21 protein-coding genes are annotated in these 21,545 nt (G+C 57.3%); 9 read left to right on the top strand and 12 right to left on the bottom strand.

Going from position 1 to position 21,545, the window contains the following annotated elements; genetic code table 11:
* The first annotated feature begins 77 nt into the window (after positions 1 to 77).
* The 7 genes from yidA to Q3H59_RS20090 all read left to right on the top strand — a co-directional run bounded on the left by yidA (position 78) and on the right by Q3H59_RS20090 (position 7,478).
* Entirely contained in the window at positions 78 to 887 is an 810-nt protein-coding gene (yidA, locus tag Q3H59_RS20120; RefSeq protein ID WP_110868242.1) for a sugar-phosphatase, read from the top strand.
* A 260-nt stretch (positions 888 to 1,147) separates the two neighbouring features.
* Positions 1,148 to 1,846 carry a FadR/GntR family transcriptional regulator gene (locus Q3H59_RS20115; protein ID WP_101763893.1) on the top strand — a complete coding sequence of 233 codons (699 nt, stop codon included), beginning with the start codon at positions 1,148 to 1,150 and terminating at the stop codon, positions 1,844 to 1,846.
* Positions 1,843 to 2,721, top strand: a complete 879-nt coding sequence (locus tag Q3H59_RS20110; RefSeq protein WP_222235014.1) for a 2-dehydro-3-deoxygalactonokinase — start codon at positions 1,843 to 1,845, stop codon at positions 2,719 to 2,721. The genes Q3H59_RS20115 and Q3H59_RS20110 overlap by 4 nt, the downstream gene beginning before the upstream one ends.
* Positions 2,705 to 3,322 (top strand): 2-dehydro-3-deoxy-6-phosphogalactonate aldolase, encoded by a 618-nt coding sequence (locus tag Q3H59_RS20105; protein ID WP_061719996.1) that lies wholly within the window; start codon positions 2,705 to 2,707, stop codon positions 3,320 to 3,322. The genes Q3H59_RS20110 and Q3H59_RS20105 overlap by 17 nt, the downstream gene beginning before the upstream one ends.
* On the top strand, positions 3,319 to 4,467 hold the full coding sequence (gene dgoD / locus Q3H59_RS20100; protein ID WP_007893527.1) for a galactonate dehydratase: 1,149 nt from the start codon (positions 3,319 to 3,321) through the stop codon (positions 4,465 to 4,467). Before Q3H59_RS20105 ends, dgoD begins: the two co-directional genes overlap by 4 nt.
* Positions 4,468 to 4,774: 307 nt before the next feature.
* Positions 4,775 to 6,070 (top strand): MFS transporter, encoded by a 1,296-nt coding sequence (locus Q3H59_RS20095; protein WP_101763891.1) that lies wholly within the window; start codon positions 4,775 to 4,777, stop codon positions 6,068 to 6,070.
* Positions 6,071 to 6,215: 145 nt separating this feature from the next.
* Positions 6,216 to 7,478: a DUF3748 domain-containing protein gene (locus Q3H59_RS20090; RefSeq protein ID WP_309836546.1), complete on the top strand. Its 1,263-nt coding sequence runs from the start codon at positions 6,216 to 6,218 to the stop codon at positions 7,476 to 7,478.
* Here Q3H59_RS20090 and Q3H59_RS20085 read toward each other — a convergent pair.
* On the bottom strand, positions 7,456 to 7,815 hold the full coding sequence (locus Q3H59_RS20085; protein ID WP_309836757.1) for a YceK/YidQ family lipoprotein: 360 nt from the start codon (positions 7,813 to 7,815) through the stop codon (positions 7,456 to 7,458). The genes Q3H59_RS20090 and Q3H59_RS20085 overlap by 23 nt on opposite strands.
* A gap of 286 nt (positions 7,816 to 8,101) precedes the next feature.
* On the opposite strand from Q3H59_RS20085, the gene ibpA reads away from it, so the two are divergent.
* The gene (gene ibpA, locus Q3H59_RS20080) at positions 8,102 to 8,515 is read left to right on the top strand and encodes a small heat shock chaperone IbpA (RefSeq protein WP_101763888.1); all 414 of its coding nucleotides are present in this window, start codon (positions 8,102 to 8,104) and stop codon (positions 8,513 to 8,515) included.
* 46 nt (positions 8,516 to 8,561) lie between these two features.
* Here the strand turns inward: ibpA and Q3H59_RS20075 are convergent, their stop codons facing one another.
* The 6 genes from Q3H59_RS20075 to Q3H59_RS20050 are packed head-to-tail and all read right to left on the bottom strand — an operon-like array spanning position 8,562 to position 14,279.
* Entirely contained in the window at positions 8,562 to 9,467 is a 906-nt protein-coding gene (locus Q3H59_RS20075; RefSeq protein WP_110868246.1) for an EamA family transporter, read from the bottom strand.
* Positions 9,468 to 9,488: 21 nt separating this feature from the next.
* The gene (locus Q3H59_RS20070; protein ID WP_101763886.1) at positions 9,489 to 9,989 is read right to left on the bottom strand and encodes a YbaK/EbsC family protein; all 501 of its coding nucleotides are present in this window, start codon (positions 9,987 to 9,989) and stop codon (positions 9,489 to 9,491) included.
* A 27-nt stretch (positions 9,990 to 10,016) separates the two neighbouring features.
* Positions 10,017 to 10,817: a hypothetical protein gene (locus tag Q3H59_RS20065; protein WP_101763936.1), complete on the bottom strand. Its 801-nt coding sequence runs from the start codon at positions 10,815 to 10,817 to the stop codon at positions 10,017 to 10,019.
* A 5-nt stretch (positions 10,818 to 10,822) separates the two neighbouring features.
* Complete coding sequence (locus Q3H59_RS20060; protein WP_110868247.1) at positions 10,823 to 11,530, bottom strand: class II glutamine amidotransferase; 708 nt, start codon at positions 11,528 to 11,530, stop codon at positions 10,823 to 10,825.
* Positions 11,518 to 12,795: an acetyl-CoA carboxylase biotin carboxylase subunit family protein gene (locus Q3H59_RS20055; RefSeq protein WP_280172269.1), complete on the bottom strand. Its 1,278-nt coding sequence runs from the start codon at positions 12,793 to 12,795 to the stop codon at positions 11,518 to 11,520. Before Q3H59_RS20055 ends, Q3H59_RS20060 begins: the two co-directional genes overlap by 13 nt.
* A 17-nt stretch (positions 12,796 to 12,812) precedes the next feature.
* Complete coding sequence (locus tag Q3H59_RS20050) at positions 12,813 to 14,279, bottom strand: hypothetical protein (protein ID WP_192414291.1); 1,467 nt, start codon at positions 14,277 to 14,279, stop codon at positions 12,813 to 12,815.
* Between the two features lie 195 nt (positions 14,280 to 14,474).
* Between Q3H59_RS20050 and Q3H59_RS20045 the strand changes: the two genes are divergently transcribed.
* Positions 14,475 to 15,908, top strand: a complete 1,434-nt coding sequence (locus tag Q3H59_RS20045; RefSeq protein WP_101763882.1) for a PLP-dependent aminotransferase family protein — start codon at positions 14,475 to 14,477, stop codon at positions 15,906 to 15,908.
* Positions 15,909 to 15,980: 72 nt separating this feature from the next.
* Here Q3H59_RS20045 and Q3H59_RS20040 read toward each other — a convergent pair whose 3' ends face one another.
* From Q3H59_RS20040 to Q3H59_RS20020, 5 genes are all read right to left on the bottom strand, one after another.
* Entirely contained in the window at positions 15,981 to 17,228 is a 1,248-nt protein-coding gene (locus tag Q3H59_RS20040) for a valine--pyruvate transaminase (RefSeq protein ID WP_309836540.1), read from the bottom strand.
* 81 nt (positions 17,229 to 17,309) lie between these two features.
* Positions 17,310 to 18,284, bottom strand: coding sequence for a glyoxylate/hydroxypyruvate reductase GhrB (gene ghrB, locus Q3H59_RS20035; protein WP_192236811.1), 975 nt, complete (start codon positions 18,282 to 18,284; stop codon positions 17,310 to 17,312).
* Positions 18,285 to 18,334: 50 nt separating this feature from the next.
* Positions 18,335 to 19,618 carry an MFS transporter gene (locus Q3H59_RS20030; RefSeq protein WP_101763879.1) on the bottom strand — a complete coding sequence of 428 codons (1,284 nt, stop codon included), beginning with the start codon at positions 19,616 to 19,618 and terminating at the stop codon, positions 18,335 to 18,337.
* A gap of 179 nt (positions 19,619 to 19,797) precedes the next feature.
* Positions 19,798 to 20,742 (bottom strand): sugar kinase, encoded by a 945-nt coding sequence (locus Q3H59_RS20025; protein ID WP_008105274.1) that lies wholly within the window; start codon positions 20,740 to 20,742, stop codon positions 19,798 to 19,800.
* A 10-nt stretch (positions 20,743 to 20,752) separates the two neighbouring features.
* Entirely contained in the window at positions 20,753 to 21,499 is a 747-nt protein-coding gene (locus tag Q3H59_RS20020; RefSeq protein ID WP_192236812.1) for a sugar phosphate isomerase/epimerase, read from the bottom strand.
* Positions 21,500 to 21,545 lie beyond the last annotated feature (46 nt).

The following is a 21,545-nucleotide window of genomic DNA, read 5'->3' as shown; positions in this document are numbered from 1 at the left end:
TGAATGGGGCGCGAAACTGGTCAATGTGAGCTGAATCGCGCTAGCATTGATCAAAACCCTGACTCAATGAGGACGTTATGGCTATAAAACTGGTTGCAATCGATATGGACGGCACGCTGCTCAATCCGCAGCACGAGATCACGCCTGCCGTTAAATCGGCCATTGAACGCGCGCATAAAAAAGGTGTGATGGTGGTGCTCACCACCGGCCGTCCGTTTGTCGGCATTCAGCGCTATCTGATGGAGCTGAATCTGGTTGATGAAGGCCAATATTGCATCAGCTATAACGGTGCGCTGGTGCATCGCGCTAATGATGGCGAGTGCGTCGCGGAAATCACCTTGGGTTTCGACGACTATCTGTATATCGAACAGCTGGCGCGCGATCTTGGTGTCCACTTCCAGGCCTTCGATAAATCTTTCCTTTATACGCCGAACAAAGACATCAGTGAGTTCACCATCCACGAAGCGAGCCTGACCGGCATTCCGGTGCGCTATCGTTCTGTGGAAGAGATGGATCGCGCCACGCGTTTCCCTAAGCTGATGATGATCGATAAGCCCGATCTGCTGGATTCTGCCATTCAGCGCTTGCCGCAGCAGGCGCGTGACAACTACACCATCCTCAAAAGCGCACCTTATTACCTCGAAATCCTCGATGCCCGCGTGAATAAAGGGCAAGGCGTGAAAATGCTGGCTGAGAAGCTCGGCCTGGCGCGTGAAGAGGTGATGGCGATTGGCGATCAGGAAAACGATCTGGCGATGATTGAGTATGCAGGAACCGGCGTAGCAATGGGCAATGCGATTGATTCCGTGAAGAAAATCGCGCAGTTCATCACCAAAACCAACATGGAACACGGCGTAGCGCACGCCATTGAAGAGCTGGTGCTGTAAACCCTCGTTATTCCTCGTCACACTGTTTTTAGGTCGCCATCCATGGCGACACTTCAAATCTCACCAAGCCTTCATAAGGTCGCCATTTATGGCGACCTTATCGCGTTATGACACATGACTTGTCTATTTTGTGATCCACATTGTAGTACAACCTGGATTAATGGTACTACAATCGACAACGCAGGTCAGGGCGGCCGTTAGGCTTCGCCAGGCGAAAGCAGTAATCTGATGCGTACCTGCCTTTCACTGAATGGAACATCATGACGCAAGAACAACTAAGCAAAACAGAGCGCATCATCCTGACGCTGGGTGAAGAGATTGTGGCCGGCAAGTTTGTGCCGGGCGCGGCGTTACCCGCGGAAGCTGAGCTGTGTGAACGCTTCGGCACCTCGCGCAATATCATCCGCGAAGTGTTTCGCTCGCTGATGGCGAAACGCTTGATGGAGATGAAACGCTATCGTGGCGCGTTCGTCACGCCGCGCAATCACTGGAACTATCTGGATAGCGACGTATTGCAGTGGGCGCTGGCGCACGATCAGGACCCGCGTCTGATTGCCGCCATGAACGAAGTGCGTGTGCTGGTCGAGCCGCAGATTGCACGCTGGTCTGCCGAGCGCGCCACCTCAAGCGATCTGGCTGCGATTGAACTGGCGTACAACGACATGGTGGCCAACCATCTCAATCGTGATGCCTTTAATGAAGCGGATATTCGCTATCACGAAGCGGTGCTGAATTCGGTACACAATCCGGTGCTGCAGCAACTCAACGTGGCGATCAGCCAGCTGCAAAAAGCGGTGTTCGCGCAAACCTACATGGCGGACGAAGGCAACATGCCGCGTACGCTCGCCGAACATAAAGCGCTGTTTGATGCCATTCGTCATCAGGATGGCGATGCTGCCGAGCAGGCGGCGAAAGCGATGATTGCCAGCTCAACGGCACGACTCAAGGAGATTATGTGACCAGCTATATCGCGATTGATTGGGGCTCAACCAACCTGCGCGCCTGGCATTATCAAGCCGGCGTTTGCATCGATGAGCGTCGTTCGGAAGCCGGCGTCACGCGCCTGGGCGATCGCACGCCAGCCGAGGTGTTTGCCAGCGTCACCGCAGGTTGGCCAGTCGATGACGTGCCGGTGGTGATGGCGGGCATGGTAGGCAGCAATGCCGGCTGGCTGTCGGTGCCCTATCTCTCCTGTCCGGTGGCGCTGGGCGACATCGCTAGCCGCCTGACGCGCGTCGAGGATAAAGCGTGGATCGTGCCGGGATTGAGCGTCGAACGTGCCGATAATTACAACGTGATGCGCGGTGAAGAGACGCAGCTGCTTGGCGCGCTGGAACTGCAGCCTGCGCCGCTCTATGTGATGCCAGGCACGCACGCCAAATGGGTGCAGATGGAACAGGATCGCGTGCTGGATTTCCGCACCGTGATGACCGGCGAACTGCATCATCTGCTGCTCAAACAGTCGCTGGTTGGCGCAGGTTTACCCGAACAGCAAGAGAACGCGGCGGCTTTCCGCGCAGGTGTGCAAGTCGGCAGCAACGATGCCTCGATTCTGTCGCGCCTGTTTGAAGTGCGTGCTTCACACGTACTCGGCGCGCGCGATCGCCGCCATATTAGCGACTTTCTTTCAGGCTTGCTGATTGGTCACGAAGTGGCGCTGATGACGCAACAGGCCGACGCCGCAAGCCAACCGATCACCATTATTGCCGGTAGTGCGCTGGCGCAACGTTATCAGCAGGCGCTGCAGTTTATCGGCATGGATTCAGTCACGCTGGAAGGCGATCGTGCTTTCCAGCACGGAATAAGGAGTATTGCGAATGTCCTGGCAAACTAAAGTCCCGCTGATCGCCATTCTGCGCGGCATCACGCCGGATGAAGCCGAAGCGCACGTTGGTGCGCTGATTGAAGCGGGTTTCGATGCGATTGAAATCCCGCTCAACTCACCGGAGTGGGCGAAAAGCATCGGCGCGATGGTGAAAACCTTCGGTGATAAAGCGCTGATTGGCGCCGGTACGGTGCTGAATCCGGCGCAGGTCGATGAGCTGGCGACGCTGAACAGCAAATTGGTTGTCACACCGAACACCGATGCTGCGGTGATCCGCCAGGCGGTCGCCAAAGGGATGATCGTTGCCGCCGGTTGCGCTACCGCGACAGAAGCGTTCACCGCCTTACAGGCCGGTGCGCAGGCGCTGAAAATTTTCCCATCGTCAGCCTTTGGTCCGGGCTACATCAAAGCGCTTAAAGCGGTGCTGCCGCCAGAGGTGCCGGTGTTTGCCGTGGGCGGCGTGACGCCGGAAAACCTGCATGAATTTATGGCCGCAGGCTGCATTGGCGCGGGCTTAGGCAGCGATCTCTATCGCGCCGGTCAACCGCTGTCACGCACTGTGGAACAAGCTCGCGCATTTATTGCTGCATATAAGGACGCTGTACGATGAAAATTACCAAACTGACCACTTATCGCCTGCCGCCGCGCTGGATGTTCCTGAAAATCGAAACTGACGAAGGCATCGTTGGCTGGGGCGAACCGGTGATTGAAGGCCGCGCGCGCAGCGTGGAAGCGGCGGTGCATGAGCTATCGGAATACCTGATTGGTCAGGATCCAGCGCGCATTAACGACTTATGGCAGGTGATGTATCGCGGCGGCTTCTATCGTGGCGGCCCGATTCTGATGAGCGCCATCGCCGGTATCGATCAGGCTTTGTGGGATATCAAAGGCAAAGCGCTCGGCGTGCCGGTTTATCAACTGCTTGGCGGATTAGTGCGTGACAGCATCAAAGCCTACAGCTGGGTGGGCGGCGATCGTCCAGCCGATGTGATTGATGGCATCAAGAAACTGCGCACCATCGGTTTTGATACCTTCAAACTCAACGGCTGCGAAGAAATGGGCATTATCGATAACGCGCGCAAAGTCGATGACGCGGTGAATACCGTAGCGCAAATTCGTGAAGCCTTCGGTAAAGAGATTGAATTTGGCCTCGATTTCCACGGCCGCGTCAGCGCGCCAATGGCAAAAGTGCTGATCAAAGAGCTGGAGCCGTATCGCCCGCTGTTTATCGAAGAGCCGGTGCTGGCGGAGCAGGCGGAATATTATCCGCGTCTGGCGGCGCAGACTCATATTCCGATCGCCGCTGGCGAACGCATGTTCTCGCGCTTCGAGTTCAAACGCGTGCTGGAAGCGGGTGGACTGGCGATTCTGCAACCGGATTTGTCACACGCGGGCGGTATCACCGAGTGCTACAAAATTGCCGCGATGGCCGAATCTTACGATGTGGCGCTGGCGCCTCACTGTCCGCTCGGCCCAATTGCGCTGGCTGCGTGCCTGCACGTTGACTTCGTGTCACGCAATGCGGTGTTCCAGGAGCAAAGCATGGGGATTCACTATAATCAGGGCGCCGAACTGCTCGATTACGTGATCAATAAAGACGATTTTAAAATGGATGATGGTCATTTCTATCCGTTAAATAAACCGGGCCTCGGCGTGGAAATTAACGAAGAGCTGGTGATCGAGCGCAGTAAAAATGCCCCTGACTGGCGTAATCCATTATGGCGATTCCCGGACGGTTCAGTCGCTGAATGGTAAATACCCGTCATAATTCAAGCTGCAGATGCGTTGGCTGCGCTCATTCACCCCAGTCACTTACTAGTGTAAGCTCCGGGGGATTCATTCGCTTGCCGCCTTTCTGCAACTCGAATTCTTTAGGGTATTAAATTTTATTAAATCTCGATAATTATATGCCGGTGAAATAAGGCATAGGGCTGCGTTCAGCCTGTTTCCCGGCACAGCTTATTTACCGCTGACGCGGTTTTACCTTTGATATCGCTACCCTACATTTGCCGGGGCGTGCTCTGTCGCGCCCAAACGGCAAAACCGATTACGGAGAAACACCATGGATCTCTCTGCTGTTCACGCCAAACCGACGCGCCGTCGTTATATCACGCTGCTGATGATATTTATTACGGTGGTCATTTGTTATGTCGATCGCGCTAATTTAGCCGTCGCTTCCGCGCATATTCAGGAAGAGTTCGGTATTACTAAAGCGCAAATGGGTTATGTATTTTCGGCCTTCGCCTGGTTATATACGTTATGCCAGATTCCCGGCGGCTGGTTCCTCGATCGCGTGGGTTCACGCTTAACCTATTTTATTGCCATCTTTGGCTGGTCGGTTGCGACGTTATTGCAGGGTTTTGCCACCGGCTTATTATCATTAATTGGTCTGCGTGCGATTACCGGCATATTTGAAGCGCCGGCTTTCCCGACCAATAACCGGCTGGTGACCAGCTGGTTCCCGGAGCAAGAGCGCGCTTCCGCCGTCGGCTTCTACACGTCCGGTCAGTTTGTTGGTCTGGCGTTCCTCACGCCCTTGCTGATCTGGATTCAGGAACTGCTGAGCTGGCATTGGGTCTTCATTATTACCGGCGGCATCGGCATCATCTGGTCGTTCATCTGGATTAAGTTCTATCAGGCACCCAGCCAAAGCAAAGGCATCAATAAAGCCGAGCTGGATTACATCCGTGAAGGTGGCGCGATGGTGGATGGTGATGCGCCGAGCGAAAAGAAAGCCCGCACCAAACTTACCGCCGCCGACTGGAAACTGGTGTTCCACCGCAAGTTGTGCGGCGTCTATCTTGGCCAGTTCGCCGTCACATCCACGCTGTGGTTCTTCCTGACCTGGTTCCCGAACTATCTGACGCAGGAAAAACACATCGCGGCGCTCACCGCGGGCTTCATGACCACCGTGCCCTTCCTCGCGGCATTCGTTGGCGTGATTCTCTCGGGTATCGTCGCCGATCGTCTGGTGCGCAGTGGCCGTTCGCTGGGCTTTGCGCGCAAAACGCCGATCATCTGCGGTCTGCTGATCTCCACCTGCATCATGGGCGCGAACTACACCAACGATCCAATATGGATTATGACGCTGATGGCGATCGCCTTCTTCGGCAACGGTTTCGCCTCAATTACCTGGTCGCTGGTCTCCTCGCTGGCACCGGTGCGCCTGATTGGTTTGACCGGCGGCATGTTCAACTTTGTTGGCGGCCTGGGTGGCATCACCGTGCCGCTGGTGGTGGGTTATCTGGCGCAGGACTACGGCTTTGCACCGGCGCTGGTGTATATCTCGGCGGTGGCGCTGATTGGCGCGCTCTCCTACATCCTGCTGGTCGGTGATGTAAAACGCGTAGGTGAATAAATTCGCGCGATGAATCGCGCCGCTACAAATACGGGCACAATCCGTAGCGGCGCCGTTCATTGCGCAATCAACCGCGGCGAAATTGCTGCTTCTCACTGCAGAATCACGTAATTTATCCGGCAACTGTTAGATGGAAGGTTGCCTCATGTCAGAAAAACAAATCACCTTTGCCGCGCGTCATCATCAACTTACCAACATCAACGTCTGGACCGGCGACAGCCAGTGGCTGGCATTTGATGTGCGACCTTCCGGCGCCTCTTTTACCAGCCTGACTATCGAGCGCGTCAACGTGGCGAGCGGTGCCGTTGAAGTGTTGTATCAGGCTCGCGATGGTGCGCACGTTGGCGTGGTCACCGTCAGTCCGGATCTGCCGCCGCGTTACGTTTGCATTCATGGTCCGGAACATCCGGATGCGCACTGGCGCTACGATTTTCATCACCGACGCGGCGTGATCGTGCAGCAAGGCATCGCCGAGAACCTTGATGCCTGCGATATCACCGCGCCTTACACGCCTGGCGCGCTGCGCGGTGGCTCGCATGTCCACGTCTTCAGCCCGGATGGTTCGCGCCTGAGCTTTACCTACAACGATCATGTGATGCATGAAAAGGATGCCGGCGAAGACCTGCGTAACGTCGGCGTGGCCGTGCCGCTGCATCCGGTGTGTCCGCCCAAACAGCATCCGCGTGAATATGAGGGCAGTCATTATTGCGTGCTGGTCAGCCAGACGCAGCGCGATCCTCAGCCGGGCAGCGACCAGATTGACCGCGCCTATGAAGAGTGCTGGATCGGGAATCAAGGCTATCAGAAAGCGGATGGCAGCTGGCAGCGCTGGGCTATCGCCTTTATCGGCGATACGCGCGCCGCCAACGGCGACAAAGTGCCGGAAGTGTTTGTGGTGGATCTGCCCGCCGCGTTAGCCGATTACGCCAAAGCGGGTGCTTCGCCCTTACAGGGCACGGCGGATAAATTGCCTGCGCCGCCAGCTGGCGTGCAGCAGCGACGCATCACGCACACCCATGGCCTGGCACTGCAACCGCGCCACTGGCTGCGCGCCTCCGCGGATGGCAGTGCCATCGCCTTTTTGCTGGCGGACGAACAGGGCGTGATTCAGCTGTGGACGGTTTCACCGAATGGCGGCCTGCCACGCCAGGTGACGCAGCTGGCGAGTAGCATTCAGTCGGCCTTTAGCTGGCATCCACAAGGCGGCGCGATATGCTTTATCTGTGATAACAGTGTGATGCGCTGTGAAATGGCGACGGGAGCCTGTACGCGCTTAACGCCACGCAGCGATCATGCGCCATCCGGTGATGCAGTGGTCTGGTCGCCGGATGGAGAAAAGATCGCTTATATGCGGGAAGTGGACGGCTGGCGGCAGCTGTTTTGCGTCAGTGCGGCTGCGCGGGCATAGACGCGGCGGTCGCCAGGCTGGCTTGCGTGCCGGCCATTTTTTCGCTCTGCATCACGCGCTCGTGAATCGAATCCTTACTTTTATCGTCGCCAGAACGGAAGTAATCCCACGGCAGCAGCACGGTGTCCATCACCGCTGAGAACGGGAGATCGATCAGCGCCAGCGGCTTGATCGCCCAGCTGGTGTTGTCGTCAGTGATCATCTCTGCGCTGGCGCGCGTGCCGGGATAGTAGCCCTGACTGGCGCCAGTGTGAGACATAACGCTGGAGCAACCTGAAGTAACAAAGGTACTGCAAACCAGCACAGCTGTGAGCGGAAAGCGTTTCATCATATTCATCATCATCATCCCTTCAGTCATGGCATGGCCCTGGCTGGAGTGTGTCACCTGACGTTAAGCAAAGCTCTGTGGCTGCGTCTTGGATCTCAGGCGATTGGTCCCCTGAGTGTATGTCATATCGTCAGATTTGCTGTAAAAAAATACGCATCAGCCCTTGAAAGCGACCAGGCTGCACCCACTTTTAAGGAACGGTCTTGTTGCTGTTGCCGGAAGGGACAGCAACGGACTGCACAACCTGTCCATGGTGGAAGGTTGCCTAAACTTGCTGAATATCAGGAGTCTTATTATGCGTAACTTTGATCTCACCCCACTTTATCGTTCTGCCATTGGTTTCGATCGCCTGTTTAACCTGCTTGAGTCCAACCAAAACCAGGCCAATGGTGGCTATCCTCCGTATAACGTTGAGCTGGTGGATGAGAATTTCTACCGTATCACCATTGCCGTGGCGGGCTTTGCCCAGAGCGAGTTAGATATCACCTCGCATGACAACGTGCTGGTGGTGCGCGGCGCACATCCTGAAGAGCAGCCGGAGCGTAAATACCTGTATCAGGGTATCGCCGAGCGCAACTTCGAGCGCAAATTCCAGCTGGCCGATCACATCACGGTGCGCGATGCGCGTCTGGAAAATGGTCTGCTGAGCATCGATCTGATTCGCATTGTCCCGGAAGAGGCGAAACCGCGTCGTATCGAAATTCTGTAATCAGGATGTGAGTTAAAAAAACGCCGCTGAAAAGCGGCGTTTTTGTTTAGGTGCGCACCAATAATCGCTGACTGACCATGCCGCCAAACACATTCACCAGCAGGCCGAGGATGATCACTGAAACGCCGATCATCTGCTGAATCGACAAGGTTTCACCGAGGATCAGCGCCGCGCTGAGAATCCCCACCACCGGCACCAGCAGCGACAGCGGTGCCACGCGCCAGGTTTCATAGCGGCTCAGCAAATTACCCCATATCGCGTAGCCGACAATGGTGGCGATAAAGGCGAGATAGATCAGCGCCAACACCGTTTGCAGTGAAATGTGCAGCAGGCTGGTGATAATCGCCGCTTCGCCATCGAACAGCCATGAGCAGGCAAAGAACGGCACGATCGGCACCAGCGCACTCCACACCACCAGCGACATCACCGGCACTTTGCGGTTACGCAAAATGATTTTGTTGGTGATATTGCCGAGGCCCCACGACAGCGCCGCAGCCAGCGTCAGCATCATGGTAGTGAGCGTAATGCCCGCTGTGGTTTGGCCTGCCATGCCTGCGGTTGCCAGCATAAACATGCCGAGTGTCGCCACCAAAATGCCGACGATATGATTCCAGCGTAACTTCTCCGCCAGGAACAGCGCCCCCAACAGCAGCGTGAAGAAGGCCTGCGCCTGTAACACCAGCGACGCCAATCCTGCCGGCATGCCCAGCTTGATCGCGAGGAACAGAAAGGCGAACTGGCCAAAGCTGATGGTCATGCCGTAGACGATCAGCCAGCGCAGCGGAATCGCCGGACGCTTCACAAACAAGATTGCCGGAAACGCCACCAGGCTAAACCGCAATCCCGCCAGTAAAAAAGGCGGCATATCCTGCAGGCCCAGCTTAATCACCACAAAATTCACGCCCCACGCCACCACAACCAGCAGGGCTAACAACATATCTTTCACTGACATACACAGTCCTTACTGCCGCGATCAGGCGGTTGCCGTCACCGGTGTTGCGATCTCGGCACAACATTCATCACCGACAACCTTAAAGAAGTCATCCACCTGTAAAGCCACGGAGCGATCCAGTGCCCCGGCGTTAAACCACAGCGTGCCGACATCGCGCAGGCGCACATCGACGCGCAGCGCTAGCCGGTCATCAAAACTAAACGGCGGCACCGCGCCCATCACGCACTGGGTTAACTCCTGCGCTTTCTCTGGCGCCGCAAAGCTCGACTTCTTGCCGCCAATGGCGCGTGCGGCGCTTTTGAAGTTGATCTTGCAGTCGCCCGGCACAATCGCCAGCAGATAGCGCGCATCCGCGCCATCCGGCATCGTCACTTCCAGCACCATCGCTTTGGCCGCCTGATTGAGATCGTTACCGCGAATCTCGCTAATCAGGTCGGTCTGGCCGATGGCTTCATGCTCCACCACGCGATAACGCGCCTGATGATGATCCAGCAGGGCCGCTACTTTTTCATAGGTATTCATGTTCGTCTCCTCGTCGAAAACCTGGCGTTAACTCCAGGCGATGGCGTGTTTCATTTTTTTGTCGGTCAGGCCAAAGAAGAAGCCCATGGTGATGCGCGTGTCGCCTTCCACGCGATCAATTTCGTGATAAAACGCCGGATTAAACAGATAGATATCGCCACTGCGCGGTGAGAACTCGCATACCTCGCTGTGTTCGATGACGCCGGTTTGATAACCCAGTTCGCCCGGCGTTTTGTACCATTCATCTACCGGCTGCCACTTCTTATTGAAGATGCGCAGCGCGCCGCCGGCGTTGCACTCCTGCAAACAAACCACGCAACTCAGCTGGTGCAAGATGCGGGTCACCGCCAATCCGCTGCCGGCGGCATCGCGCACGATGTTGTCGTTATGCAGGGGATTGGCGACGCCGTCAGCGTGGAAGCGCACAATCGAACCGGCGTAATCGCCCAGCTCGGGTTCATTAGCGGTTTGCAGGCTTTCCAGGCGCAGCGCGTGCTGCACCCAGTTGTAGATCTGATCGCGCAGGCAGTGCAGCGACGACGGCAGCGCCGCCTGAATATCGCGCAGCTCGGTGAAGTAGTTTTCCGGCGCGGCGGTGTGCTTCGCCAGATAAGGGCCGAGCGTGGTCAGCGCGCCGTTTGGATAGTGCGATACCCGCACCTGTTCGCGGCACTGCTGCAAATCCTCCACCACCGCTGCGCGCACGTCCGGCTTGAGGAAGTTACGTAACACCAGCAGCGGCACGCGCGCCGTCACGATGTCATCCAGCCAGGTGCTCTCCACAAACATGTTTGGATGAATAACGCGGATCTGATTGAAAATCGCCATGTTGATCACTCCCCAATTGGAAATTCATGAAGTTCATGGTTGTTCATACGACGCCATTCAGACGCCGTGCCCAGTGCTGAAATAGGTTCAGAAGAGATGAAAGTGGTGTCGTTTTTCTGTAAGCGGTGCAGCGTGAAATAGTTGGGATAGGGCGTGTCGTCGGGATGCCATTGCCACGCCCAGGCTTTATCGCGGGTGACAAAAATGGCGTTGGCCGAACTGCCGCCCGGCGCGACCTGCGCCATCTTGTCGCGCAGATAATCGCGGGTGAAATCGGCGGGCGTGGCGCGATCCACCATATATTCGAGATACTCCGCGGAATCAAAGCGCGACTCCGCCATGCCCAATTGCTGATAAACGGTGGGCAAAAAACCGTTATGCATCATGTACCACTGCGTGTCGCCGCTGGTGCGCCACAGCGGATGAGAAAATTCGATACCGTGATTTTTGCTCAGCGTGGCGTGGCGCACATGCACCGCCAGAAAGCGGCCGCGCAGGCGATCAACATCAATGGTCGGCAGCGCATCGGCGAACGTGCCGGTGCCGTGCAGCGTGCGAATGTGCCCTTGCTCCAGCCATAAACAGCCCCAACCGTTAGGATGCTGTTTAATCGGACCTTCGTGCGTGGCGGTTTCGCCGCAGCTCATGGCACGCGCGGCGTCCAGCACTGCGGCGGCATCAAATTGGCCGTGCGCCACAATCATTCTGCACATAGTAAATCTCTCCGAGTGGTGAGCGATGGGGCCTCAAGGATCTGACGGAACACCGCCAGAATGTCGTCGCGGCTGGTCGCTGCGAGGCGCAAGGTGGCGAGAATGCCGGCGTGGCGGGTTAAATCGGCATACAGCGAAGAGCGTGGCGAAACTGCTAGCGCGGGCAGATTGAGCGGCGGCAACAGCTGACCGCGCTGGTGCTGTGCGATCCAGCGCTCAGCCGCGTCATACTGCAGGCGCTGACGCAAACGCACGCGGCCCACCGCCTGCGGCTGCGCCGGAAAATGCAGCGGCGGCATGCCGTGACCGGCTTCGATGTGGAACGCCACTTCCGCCCAGTTGATGCCGGTGACTTCCTGCACCAGATTCACCACGCCCATGCCGGAAAGGCGGAAGCCCATTTCGAGGAAATGCGGTTCGCCGTTGACCAAAATGAAGTCGATGTGAAATGCACCCTGACGATAGCCGAAGGTTTCACAGCAGAAGCTCATCAGGCTGCTAAAGCTGGCGGGCAGTTGCTGCGCGGCGACCGCCACATGGCCGGATTCGTAAAAACTGACGCAGCCGTCGGCATCGCTATGGTGTTCGATCACCTTTTGGCAGCAGGTCAGCGCCACCGCATGGCCGTTCGCCACCACGCCTTGCAGCGAATACTCATCGCCCGCCAGCCAGCTCTCGACGATAAAACCGCTGAAGCCGCGCCCGCCGTAATTCATGGTGTCGACCAGCTTGCCGATCACCGCATCAAGCTGGCTGGCCTGTTTCACCAGCCAGACGCCAAGACCGCCGCCGCCGTCAACCGGCTTGATCACGCAGGGATAGAGCAACGCGTCTCGCGCATCCCGAATGCTGAGCGGCGAGGCAAAAAAGCGAAACTCCGGCTGCGGAAAGCGCTGCCAGGCTTTGCGCAACGCCATACGCTGCGCGTACTTATCCGGCGGAATAAAGCTGGCACCGGCGTCGGGCCCCGCCAGCAGTTCGCGTACGCGACCGGCGCTGGCGTTGTAAGCTTCAAAGCCCGCCAGCACCACGTGAGGATGCTCCATCAACCCGGCATGCAAACAGGCTTGCAGTACATCCCACGGATTTTCCGGGCGATCGAGCCGCACAATCAGATCGAACGGCAACGGGATGCTCAGCGATTGGTAATCGACGAAATCGCCCATCTCCGCCAGCACGGTAAAGTAGCCGTCGCGTTTGGCCACCGCGCAGTAAGGATTTTGTCCGTCGCGGGTGGCACCAATCTGCAGGAAAATCTTTCTCATCGCGTTGCCTTACCGGGTTAACGCCCGGAGATCACTTCAGTGACGACGTCGTGCATGACCCCGTTATTCACCTGAATCACTGCTTTGTGCGGGTCAAAACGCAGCACGCGCGAAAGCGCATCGCCGCGCTGTTCGTCCAGCAGTGAACTCACCTGCTTGCTACGCCAGCAGTGACGCATCTGCGCCACGGTCAAACCAGAGTGTTGCTCCAGCTGCTGCGCCAGCACCAGGTCGTCGCTTTCGCCGCGCAGCAAGGCGCGCACCGCCGCTTCGTCCGGCGCATCGACCAACTGCTGCAACCAGCTTTTCAGCTGATTGCCTTCGGCGATAAACGGCGAATAGATCATGCAAACCAGTTGGGTTTCATTGAGGCCAAATGCCTGTTCGGCGAACTGCGCGGCGCGCTGGCGGGCGCGCTTAATCGCCTCATCGTCCTGATAACGTGCCGCCATCTCATCAATCAGCTGCGGCGGGAAATCTTTTTTCACCATCAGCCCGAGCGCAAAGCGCACATATTCGCGAATGCCTTCGGCGTAGCTGCGCTGCAACAGCGTCTCCGCACGCAGACCGCGAATATGTGCCATTAACGTCGGGTTACCGCAGTCCGATTCGGAAAAGCTGAACATCAGTTCATCAAAGCGGAAATGCATAAATTCAGTCAGCAGCGCCCAGTGCGCGCCCGCTTCATAGGCGGTGTCCTGATAGATATTGAAGAACAGCGGATCGCGTTCCAGCTGCCAGGTAATGCGGTGCGCGGGCGTCACCTGATCGGCACCGTAGATATCGGCGAAATAGCGCTCGGCCACGCCATCCAGCGTTTGCAGGAAGCCGCTAAAGCCGCGCGACTTATCCGCCACCGGCGCAGCAAACAGCCGCGAAAGATGGCGCGCCCACGCCAGATAAGCGGTTTGTTCCTGCGGCGAATCGCCGGTGATGATCACATCAACGCCGCCGTCGTAATGCGCCGCCAGGCCAAACGAGTTCACCATGCTGAGATTACAGGCGTTACAAAACGTCGAGCGCGCATCGGCGCGGAAGCGATGGCCATTCATCAGCACATCGTTGCGATTCTGCTGGCGCACGCTGTCTGGCATCGGTAAATGGCGATCGAAGTGGCGGATTTGCAGGCCGTCAGTCACCAGACATTCGGTAAAGTCATCATCGTGGATGTGCAACGCGCGATACACGCGATCGATATTGTCCATTACGCTGTCGTTCATTGCCGCATGGCGGTTGGTGCTAATGCGCAGCTGAAAGGTGCTGCCATGTTGCTGCCAGATCAGCCCCTGAATGTAGCGCACGTACGCCACCATATAGCTGCTGTCTTTGCCGCCGCCGTAGGCCAGCAGCACGCGGTTATTCTCCGGGTGAGTGGCATCCGGGAGCGCGGCGAGTAAACGGCGTGAACAGTGTTGCGCGGAATCAATAATCGTGGGGGTGAGATATCCACTAATCTCTCGCATCAGGGTGGACAGATTATTCATTTTCACTTCATCCTTTGGCTAAAAAGTCGCTGCTGCCGTGCTGGCGGCATCAGACGGGAAATGGGCCACGAAGGTGCTACGGAATGAATGCCTTAAAGACGATTGCGCGGGTTATCAATTAACTAATGCAGCCTAAAGTACTTTGAATGTAATCTGGTGAAAACGCACAGATCCGGACGAAATAGGGTGGAACAGATGGCGGGTGAAACGGAACAGGGCAGTCGTTACCGTCAAATCGCAGAGCAGATAAAACAAGCCATTCACAGCGGCTCGCTGCCGCCCGACAGCCGTTTACCGTCGGTGCGCACGTTGGCGACGCAGTACAGCGTCAGCATGACCACCGCGCTGAAAACATTACGCACGCTTGAGGATGAGCACTACGCAGTGGCGCGTCCCAAGTCCGGTTTTTTTGTCGCACCGCGGCCTGTTAATAAAACCTTTCCCACGCTCATTAACGAGCAAGCGCGCGAAGTGGCGCCGCTCGACGAGCAGACCGAGCTGCATCTGGCGATGCTCGGTTCAGACTGCCGCGTGCGGCTGGATCTGGCCAACGGCGACCTCTCACTCTATCCGGTGAAGAAGATTGGTTTGCTGATGCGCCAGATGGGTTACAGCAAACCGGCGCTGCTGGGGAATACCGTAAAAGGCACCGGCTACGCGCCGCTGAAAAATGAAATTGCACGCCGCGCGGTGGATTATGGCTGCAATATCAATGCGGATGACATCCTGATCACCAACGGCTGCATCGAAGCGATTTCGCTGGCGCTACGCGCCACCACGCGGCCAGGCGATATCGTCGCGGTGGAATCGCCGTGCTATTTCGTGTTGCTGCAGATGCTGCATAACCTCAATCTGCGGGTGATTGAGGTGGAAGCGGGGCCGGAAGGTTACGTTAATGTGGAGAAACTTACTTCACTGTTCCAGCGCAAAGCGGTGCAGGCGTATCTCACCATCAACAACATCAATAATCCGCTCGGCAAAAGCATTCCCAACGAGCAGAAAGCCTATATCGCACGTCAGGCCGACGAGAACGATGTGGTGATCATTGAGGATGATATCTTCGGTGATACCGCATTCGGTGAGCGCCGTCCGTTTCCAATGCGTGCCTTCAGCCCGAACGCTATTTTGTGCAGCGGCTTCTCGAAAACGGTTGCGCCGGGCATTCGCATTGGCTGGGTGCACAGCAGCAACTACATGCGCAAAATCGCCTCGCTGAAATACACCACCAGCATGGGCACGTCGGTGTTGTCTCAAGCAGCGATTGCCGAACTGCTGCGCAGCGGCGGCTATGATGCGCATCTGCGTAAGCTACGGCGCGAGTTGAAGAATCAAATCCAGCATATGCGTCAGGCGGTGCTGCGCTACTTCCCGCCGGGCACGCGGGTGTCTGATCCTGAAGGCGGCTATGTGTTATGGGTGGAAATGCCGATCGGTGCGCTGAATGTGCGCGCGCTGTTTCTCAAGGCGCGCAACGCGGGTATCGGTATCGCGCCGGGCCACATTTTCGCTACCGATCACCGCTACGATCACTGTTTTCGACTCAATGCCGGTTTTGGCTGGAATGCCGAAGTGGAGCAGGCGATTCAGCAGCTGGCGCAGTGGTGCCAGCTATCTATAACGCAGGGATAGCGCAATAGATTGCGCCGCTACGGAATGTGTACACAATCGTAGCGGCGCGATTCATCGCGCGACGTTGAAGCTTTAATTCTTAAACGCGGCTTCCAGCTCTTCCGCCAATATCTGCACCGCGCGCTCAATCTTCTCTGCATCCGGCACATAGTTCATGCGCATGCATTGATGGGTGTGCGGCCATTCGTGCTCCAAACCGGGGAAGAAGAAGTGGCCGGGCACCATCAGCACGACACGCGCTTTCAGGCGCTGATACAGCGTTTCGGTGCTGATCGGCAGATCGCGGAACCACAGCCAGAGGAAAATCGCGCCTTCGGGTTTATGAATCAGGCAGCGATCTTCCGGCAAATAGCGGCGCAGAATCGCAATCGTCTCGCTGACTTTGGCCTGATAGAACGGCTTAATCACCTCTTGCGACAGCCGCAGCAAATCCCCGCGTACGATCATCTCATTAGCAATCGCTGGGCCGATGCTGCCCGGCGCCAGGCTAATAATGCCGTTCATGTTGCCAATGGCGGTGATAGTGCTCTCATCGGCGACGATAATGCCGCAACGTGCGCCGGGGAGGCCAAGTTTCGACAGGCTCATGCACAGAATGGTATTGGGATTCCACAGCGGGCGCGCTTCGCTAAAAATGATGCCGGGGAACGGCACGCCGTACGCGTTATCAATCAGCAGCGGTACGCCGTGCTGCTGCGCCAGCGCATCCAGCTGCAGCAGTTCATCATCAGTGATCACGTTGCCGGTTGGGTTGGTCGGGCGCGAAACGCAGATTAGGCCGACATCGTCATTCAGCGGCAAATGGTCGAAATCAACGTGATATTTGAACTGGCCTTCCGGCAGCAGCTCAATGTTTGGCTTGGCGGAGACAAACAGATCCTCTTCCAGGCCGGCATCGGCGTAGCCGAGATATTCCGGTGCCAGCGGGAACAGCACGCGCTTTTTGCTGCCGTCGGCGCGACGTCCGGCGAACAAGTTGAAGAGATAGAAAAACGCACTCTGGCTGCCGTTGGTCAGCGCGATGTTTTGCGCGGTTAATGGCCAGCCAAGTTCCTCACGCAGCATCTTCGCCAGCGCATCCAGCAGCAGCGCTTTGCCGCGCGGACCATCGTAGTTGCACAGCGCTTCGCTCAGCTGGCCGTCCTGATGCATCTGCATCAGCAACTGGTTGAAATAGTCATTCATCGCCGGGATCTGCGCCGGATTACCGCCACCAAGCATGATGGTGCCGGGCGTGCGCAGGCCTTCACCCATGTCTTCCATCAGACGTGAGATGCCGGAGTGTTGAGTAAATTTGTCGCCGAACTGAGAAAAGGACATAGGAAGTTAAAACGTTGTGAAATCGAATGGGGAACCACCATAGCGCCCGCCGCTGGCAGGCGCAATGGGTAAAAGGCAAGCTTAGCCTTGGATCTGCGGGTTAACGCAGTTTTTCTCGACTTTGCCGCTCAGGGCGGCGATCAGGTTATCTACCGCGTCGCGCGCCATGCCGTAACGGGTTTCATGGGTGGCGGAACCGATGTGCGGCAGCGCGACCACGTTCGGCAGCGTCAAAATTTCGGCATCGGCAGGCACCGGTTCAACTTCGAACACATCCAGACCGGCGGCGTGGATAGTGCCGTCTTTCAGCGCCGCCGTCAGCGCCTGCTCATCCACCACCGGACCGCGACCGGCGTTGATCAGAATTGCGCTTGGCTTCATCAACTTGAGCTGCGCCGCGCCAATCATATGGTGCGTCTGTTCGGTCAGCGGCAGGCTGATGCAGACAAAATCACTCTCTTTCAGCAAGGTTTCCAGATCGCAGGCACGCGCACCAAAGCGGGTTTCCGCCTCTTCATGCTGACGACGCGCGTTATAGAGAATGTTCATGCCGAAGCCAAAGTGCGCACGCTGCGCCAGCGCGAGGCCGATGCGGCCCATGCCGAGAATGCCGAGGGTTTTGTGATGCACATCAATGCCGAAATGATCCGGTCCGATGCTCTTTTTCCACTCGCCGTTTTTGACCCACTTATCCAGCTCGGTCACGCGCCGCGCGGTGCTCAGAACCAGCGCCATCATGGTGTCGGCGACGGTTTCGGTCAGCACGGTTGGTGTGTGCATCAGCAGCACTTTGCGTTGATTCAGCGCATCAACGTTGAAGTTATCGTAACCCACCGACACGGTGGAGCAGGCGCGCAGCGCGGGCATTTTTGCCAGCAGCTCGCCATCCACTTTGCCGCCAGAGCCGAGCAAACCTTGCGCCTGTTCGAACTGCGCCGCGTGTTTTTCGATAGTTTCCGGGGAAATGTCGTGCACTTCAGTGACGGTGAAATGGGCATCCAGTTTGGTGCGCAGGTCATCTGGCAGGCTCTTATAAAGAATCACAGCAGGTTTCATCTTTTGCTCCCTTTAAAATGTAGGGGAGGCTTTAATGCCTCCCGAATCGATTACGCGTGCTTCGCCCCGTGAACGGGCGGCGGCGTTTTGTTCTGGGCTGGTTTGACGATCAACGTCAGCCAAACCGAAGCCAGCAGCGCAGCACCCATGAAAATGTAGGAGGCGGCAGGCGAACCGGTCGCGCCATTAAGATAGCCTACAATCCACGATCCGACGAAGGAACCCAGTGCGCCCATGCTGTTGATTAATGCCATCGCACCACCGGCGACGTTGCGCGGCAACATCTCCGGAATGATGGCGAAGAACGGACCATAAGGCGCATACATCGCCCCACCGGCAATCACCAGCAGCGTATACGACAGCCAGAAGTTGCTGGAGCCCACCAGGTACGAACCGAGGAACGCCAGCGCGCCAATCAGCAGCAGCGGCCAGACAAACAGTTTACGATTCTGGGTTTTATCTGACGCCCACGACACCACGATCATCGCAATGGTCGCCACCAGATACGGCACCGCAGACAGCCAACCGGCTTCCACCATGCCCATCTGCGAACCGTTACGCAGAATGGACGGCAGCCACAGCACGAAACCGTAAACGCCGATGCTCCAGGCAAAATATTGCAGGCACAGCAGGATCACGTTGCGATTACGGAACGCTTCACCGTAGTTACGTACCGCTTTAATCCCTTCCTGCTCTTTTTGCAGCTGCGCCTGCAGCGCGGCTTTCTCGCTTTCGCTCATCCATTTGGCCTGGGCAGGTTTGTCCTGCACCAGGAACCACCAAGCCACCGCCCAGATCACTGCCGGGATGCCTTCAATGATAAACATCTCGCGCCAGCCAAAGGACTCAATCAGATAGCCGGAAACCACCGACATCCACAGCACCGTCACCGGATTACCGAGGATCAGGAAGGTATTGGCGCGCGAACGTTCGGATTTGGTAAACCAGTTGCTGATATAGATCAGCATCGCCGGCATCACCGCCGCTTCCACCACGCCGAGCACAAAGCGGATCGCCGCCAGCATCGGAATGTTGCTGACCACGCCGGTCAGCGAGGCGCAGCCGCCCCATAAAATCAGGCACCAGAAAATCAGCTTCTTCACGCTGCGACGTTCGGCGTACAGCGCGCCGGGGATCTGGAAGAAGAAGTAGCCGAGGAAGAACAGGGCGCCCAGCAGCGATGACATGCCTTTGGTGATGCCGAGATCGTCATTTATCCCTGCGGCAGAGGCGAAGCTGAAGTTCGCCCGGTCCAGATACGCCAGACTGTAGGTGATAAACACGATGGGCATGATAAACCACCAGCGTTTTGGCGCGATTGTCTGCGATTTCATGGGTGACTCCTCTGGTTGAGGTGGACGCATTCAGTGGATGCGCCTCGCGATATTGTTGTAGTGGGTACAGCTATTGGGTTTCGTACGGACCCGTAGCGGCGCAATTTATTGCGCTTCTGGCAGCGAAGCCGCTGCGAAAAGCGCGCGATGCATCGCGCCGCTACGGGATTGTGCTGTTATCAGTAATCGCCCAATGCCGCGCGCGTCGGCAGGCCTTCGCTGTCGCCAGCGACCTGAATCGCCAGCGAACCGATCTTATTACCGCGCAGAATCGCCTGCGGCAGGGATTTTCCTTCCAGCAAAGCGCTGATCAGCCCAACCGCAAAGCCGTCGCCGGCACCCACGGTATCGACCACATTCTCGACGCGAATCGGTGCGACCTGGCCTTGCTGGCCGTCGGCGGTTTTGTACCAGGCGCCGTCGCCACCGGTTTTGATCACCACCGCTTTCACCCCTTTATCGAGGTAGAAATCGGCGATGGCTTCCGGCTGGCGGTAGCCGGTGAGAATCAAACCCTCTTTCTCGCCCGGCAGCACCCAATCGGCGTATTCCGCCAGATGATTGAGTTGCTTGCGCATCTCCTCTTCGCTGCGCCATAACACCGGACGCAAATTGGGATCGAAGGAGATGGTTTTGCCTCGCGCGCGCATCTCTTTTGCCGCGTGTTGCGCCAGGGCAAGCGAGCTGTCAGAGATTGCCGCCGCCACGCCGCTTAAATGCAGATGGCGCGCGCTGCCAAAGTAGTCGTCGTTGAAATCGTCGGGCGACAGATGGCTGGCGGCGGAGCCTTTGCGGAAATATTCGACTTCCGGATCGGAGCCGTCATCGACGCGGGATTTGAGCTGGAAGCCGGTGCGATAGCGCGCGTCCGTGGTGACGCAGCGGTGATCGACGCCCTCTTTTTCCAGCTGTTGCAGTGTGAAGCGACCAAAACTGTCGTCGCCGACGCGGCTCACCCAACCGACCTGCAAACCGAGGCGCGCCAGGCCAATCGCCACGTTGAGTTCGGCCCCAGCAATGCGTTTGACGAAGCCTTCTGCTGCGGCGAGATCGCCGGTTTGCTGGGCGATAAACATCGCCATCGCTTCACCAATCGTCACCACATCCAGCGTTTTTTGCGTCATCATCGGCTCCTTACGCTGCACGCAGCAGGTCAACGTAATGGCGAGTGACCGCCAGCAAATCCGCGCCTTCCAGCGGGAATTCGATGCCGCGCGGTGCGTCGGTTGGCAGCGCGTTCAGCAGCGTGCGCCAGCTATCGTCGGCCTGATCCAGCGCGATCGCGCGGAAAGTAGCGCCGTGTGGCACCGCCGCTTTAACGTGGATGTAGCTAACGTAGCGACTGAGTTGCGCGGCGGCCTGCAAACCGTCTTCGCCGGTCCACTGCCAGTTGCCCATATCGAAGGTCATATCCAGCGGCAATGCGGCATCGCAAGCCTGATGGAAGAAGCGCAGCATCGGCGCCAGTTTGCTGTCTGGCGTTTGATCGTTCTCAACCACCAGCGTCACCGTTGATGCTTTAAGTACATCGAGCAGCGCGCGCGCATCAAGTTCAACGAAATGGCCAAGCGCCACTTTCAGGCGCTGAGCGCCGATTTGTTCGGCTTCCTGCAGGAACTGCGCCAGACGGGGATTCAGCGCACCATCATCTAGCCACAACGCTTCCGGCACGGAATAACTGGCGCTCAGCTGATGCTGGGAAATCGCATTGCCCAGCGCATGCAGCAGGCAGAGTTCATTTTCGTTGAACAGCTCGCGACGAATTTCGACGCCATCTGCGCCGGCCTGTTTGATCAGCGGCAACAGCGCGGCCTGGCCACCCAATTCCGCTACTTTCTGCGCGCCGTATGCGGCAGTTACAACAATAATTTCTGGTTTCATCACGTTTCTCCGGGCATGACCACATCCCATTCGTTATAAAAAACCT

This window comes from Pantoea sp. SORGH_AS_0659 (assembly GCF_031453915.1).
GTDB classification, from domain to species: Bacteria; Pseudomonadota; Gammaproteobacteria; order Enterobacterales; family Enterobacteriaceae; genus Pantoea; species Pantoea leporis.
Note: the sequence above shows the minus strand (reverse complement) of the source record. Positions and strands in the feature narration are given on the sequence as shown.